Below are 2,927 nucleotides of genomic sequence, written 5' to 3' on the forward strand. Positions count from 1 at the left end.
GCCTTGAGCTGCCACGGCAGCGAGGCGGGCATGTCCCGGCTCAGGCGGTCGAGCTGCCGTGCGGCCACCGCAGGGTCCTCGGGACGCACCACGCGGTCCGCGAAGGCCACGGCGAAGGCGAGCCCGTCGGGGTCGCGGAGCAACGCCGCGAAGCGCTCGGCCGCGGCGTCGCCCGGGACCGAGGACGCGACGACCAGCCACCGTCGCACCGTGTCGACGACCTGGGAGGTGAGATCGGCGGCGCGCACATCGGACATGGGTCGAGGATAGGCCGGACCTCCGTCCCTACACTGGGCGAATGGCCGAGCGACTCTCCGACGACGAGTGGGCCGTCTGGGACGCCTTCTACTCGATGCGCCGGCGTCTCGACCGCGCCCTCGAGCTGAGGCTGCACGACGACTCCGGCGTCTCGGCGCCCGAGTACGAGATCCTCGTGGGCCTCGGCCGCAGCGACGACCGGCGGCTGCGGGTGCGCGACATCGCCGAGCAGATCGGCTGGGAGAAGAGCAGGGTCAGCCACCAGGTCACGCGCATGGAGAAGCGCGGCCTCGTGCGCCGGACCGACTGCGCGTCCGACGCCCGGGGCACCTGGGTCGAGCTCACCGCCGACGGCCGCCGGGCGATGCTCGCGGCGACCCGGGGGCACACCGCCGCGATCCGGCGCTACTTCGTCGGGGCGCTGGACGACGACGCCGCGACCCTCGAGTCGTTCTCGCGGCGCGTGCTCGAGGCCATCGGCGACGACGCGTCGCCCGACCACGCGACCTCGTCCGACCACGCCGCCTCGCCCGACCACGCCGCGTCGGGGGACGACCCCGGCGTCGTGGCCCGCGCCTCCTAGTCCGCACCCGGGCGCGGCCGCGCCGGCCGGGCGGCTCAGTGCCGGCGGTGGTCCTGGATCGTCATGCGGGGACCGAACCTCGGCTTCGAGAAGCCGCTGGCCCCGATGAGCCGCACGACCCGCTCGCGGTCCCCGCGCCACGGCTCGAGCAGCTCGAGCATGCCGTCGTCGTCGACGGGCCGGCCGATCAGCGCCCACCCCACGAGGGCGGGGAGGTGGTAGTCGCCGACGCTCGGCGAGTCGGCGTCGCCCAGCGCGCGCTGCGTCGTCTCGGCCGACGTCCACACGCCCACGCCCGGCACCGAGCGCAGCCGGGCCTCGGCCTCGGGCCCGCCTCGGCCCAGGTCGACCACCCTCTCGAGCGAGGAGGCGACGGCACAGACCCGCATCACGGTCGCGGACCGCTGCGGCCCCACCCCCGCCCGGTGCCACTCCCAGCTCGGCACACGGCGCCACGTCTCGGCTGAGGGCGGCACGACCATCCCCTCGGGAGCCGGCCCCGGGGCAGGGTCGCCGTGCGCCCGGACGAGCTGGCGCCAGGCGCGCCACGCCTCGGTGCTCGTCACCTTCTGCTCGAGGACGGCCGGCACGAGCACCTGCACCACCTGCCGGCCGCGGGTGAGCCGGAGCCCGGGCGACCGCCGGCGGGCCTCACGGAGGAAGGCGTTGCCGGAGACGTCGAGGCCGCCCCAGTCGTCGCCGTGGCCGAGAAGCTCGGGGACGCCCTCGATCAGCCACTCGGCACCCGGGCCCCACGCCGTCGCCCGCACCTCGGACCGTCCGCCCGCGAGGCACAGCGTGCCGGGACCGGAGGGCGTGCGGACGGCACGCCACACGCGCTCGCCCTCGATGCGCCAGGCGGGGTCGCCCGCTCCCCTCGCCAGCGTCCGCAGGGTCGCCCGGACGTCGACGGGGTCGGCCGGCCGGTAGACCGTCTCGACCGGTCGGAGGGGGGCGGCGCCGACGGACGCCTCGGGGACCAGGGCCACCCGCCGATGGTAGCCCGCGCCTCCGTCAGCCCTGGTGGCCGCGTACCTGCGTGTGATATTTTGCGTACTCCACATTGGAGGAACATGCCTGTGCCGGCCTACGCCACCCGCCATCCTCGACGTCTGCTCCGCGACCTCACGTTCGAGACGATCCGCGACGCCATCGTCGACGGCACCCTGACCCCGGGCGAGCGCCTCTTCGAGGACGACCTCGCGAACTGGCTCGGGGTCTCGAAGACGCCGGTCAAGGAAGCCCTTGCCCGGCTCTCGTCCCAGGACCTCGTGAAGATCGAGGCGAACCGGTCGACCTGCGTGGCGACGGCGGACGACCTCGACCTGCTCGACACGCTCGAGCTGATCGGCGTCCTGCACGCCGAGGCCGTCCGGTCCCTCGCCCGCGGCGACTCGGCGAGGGCCGGGGCCTCGGCCGAACGGGCCTTGGCCGTGCTCGACGGGGGCCCCACCTGCCTCGGCCTCGTGCAGGCGAGCGCGGGGTTCCTCGAGCTGGCCCGCAACCCGCTCGTGCGCCGAGCTGCCGAGCCGCTCGACATCCGGGCCGCGTTCCTCTGCCGCCACCTGTCGATCGACTGGACCCGTCCGGCCCTCGTCGCCCTCCTCGACGAGCTGCGCACGGCCCTCCACGACCGAGACTGGCCCCGCACCGCGGACGCGCTCGTCCAGGTGTTCCGTCGAGCGTCGCTGCGCGACGCCATCGAGGTCGTCCCGTCCGCGTCGTCACGGTCTCCCGACCTGGTGATCGATGCCCGCAGCCATCCCTGACGGCCCGTCGTCGCCCGGCGGCGGAGGTCAGTGAGACCGGGTGCCCGGGCGGGCCTGCGTCACCGCCCCGTCGCGGCGACGCGACGCAGCAGCTGCCCGACGGCATCGCCCCAGGCCCCGCCGTCGCGCGCAGCGAGAGACTCCAGGGCAGAGGCGACGAAGTCGTCCCACACGCCGAGATCGACGACGCACCGTCGCGATCGCAGTCCGTGCGCGAGGCGCAGCTCGGCCTCGGCGAACGACGTGGCCAGCACCTCGACGGGCGCGCGCGCGGCGACGCCGCCGACGGCCACGCCGACGCACCGCAGCACCTCCAC

5 protein-coding genes are annotated in these 2,927 nt (G+C 75.3%); 2 read left to right on the forward strand and 3 right to left on the reverse strand.

Going from position 1 to position 2,927, the window contains the following annotated elements; genetic code table 11:
• The coding region (locus RWM17_RS13565; protein WP_314104521.1) for a hypothetical protein at positions 1–257 on the reverse strand (257 nt) is incomplete at its 3' end.
• Positions 258–298: 41 nt separating this feature from the next.
• On the opposite strand from RWM17_RS13565, the gene RWM17_RS13570 reads away from it, so the two are divergent.
• Positions 299–841 (forward strand): MarR family winged helix-turn-helix transcriptional regulator, encoded by a 543-nt coding sequence (locus RWM17_RS13570; RefSeq protein ID WP_314104523.1) that lies wholly within the window; start codon positions 299–301, stop codon positions 839–841.
• A 35-nt stretch (positions 842–876) separates the two neighbouring features.
• Here RWM17_RS13570 and RWM17_RS13575 read toward each other — a convergent pair whose 3' ends face one another.
• On the reverse strand, positions 877–1,830 hold the full coding sequence (locus RWM17_RS13575) for a DNA-3-methyladenine glycosylase 2 family protein (protein WP_314104524.1): 954 nt from the start codon (positions 1,828–1,830) through the stop codon (positions 877–879).
• Between the two features lie 90 nt (positions 1,831–1,920).
• Here RWM17_RS13575 and RWM17_RS13580 point away from each other — a divergent pair, with 90 nt between their 5' ends.
• On the forward strand, positions 1,921–2,610 hold the full coding sequence (locus RWM17_RS13580) for a GntR family transcriptional regulator (RefSeq protein ID WP_399540492.1): 690 nt from the start codon (positions 1,921–1,923) through the stop codon (positions 2,608–2,610).
• A 59-nt stretch (positions 2,611–2,669) separates the two neighbouring features.
• Here the strand turns inward: RWM17_RS13580 and RWM17_RS13585 are convergent.
• On the reverse strand, positions 2,670–2,927 hold a 258-nt coding region (locus RWM17_RS13585), incomplete at its 5' end, for a hypothetical protein (RefSeq protein WP_314104528.1).

The sequence above is a fragment of the uncultured Frigoribacterium sp. genome, from assembly GCF_963515265.1.
GTDB lineage: Bacteria > Actinomycetota > Actinomycetes > Actinomycetales > Microbacteriaceae > Frigoribacterium.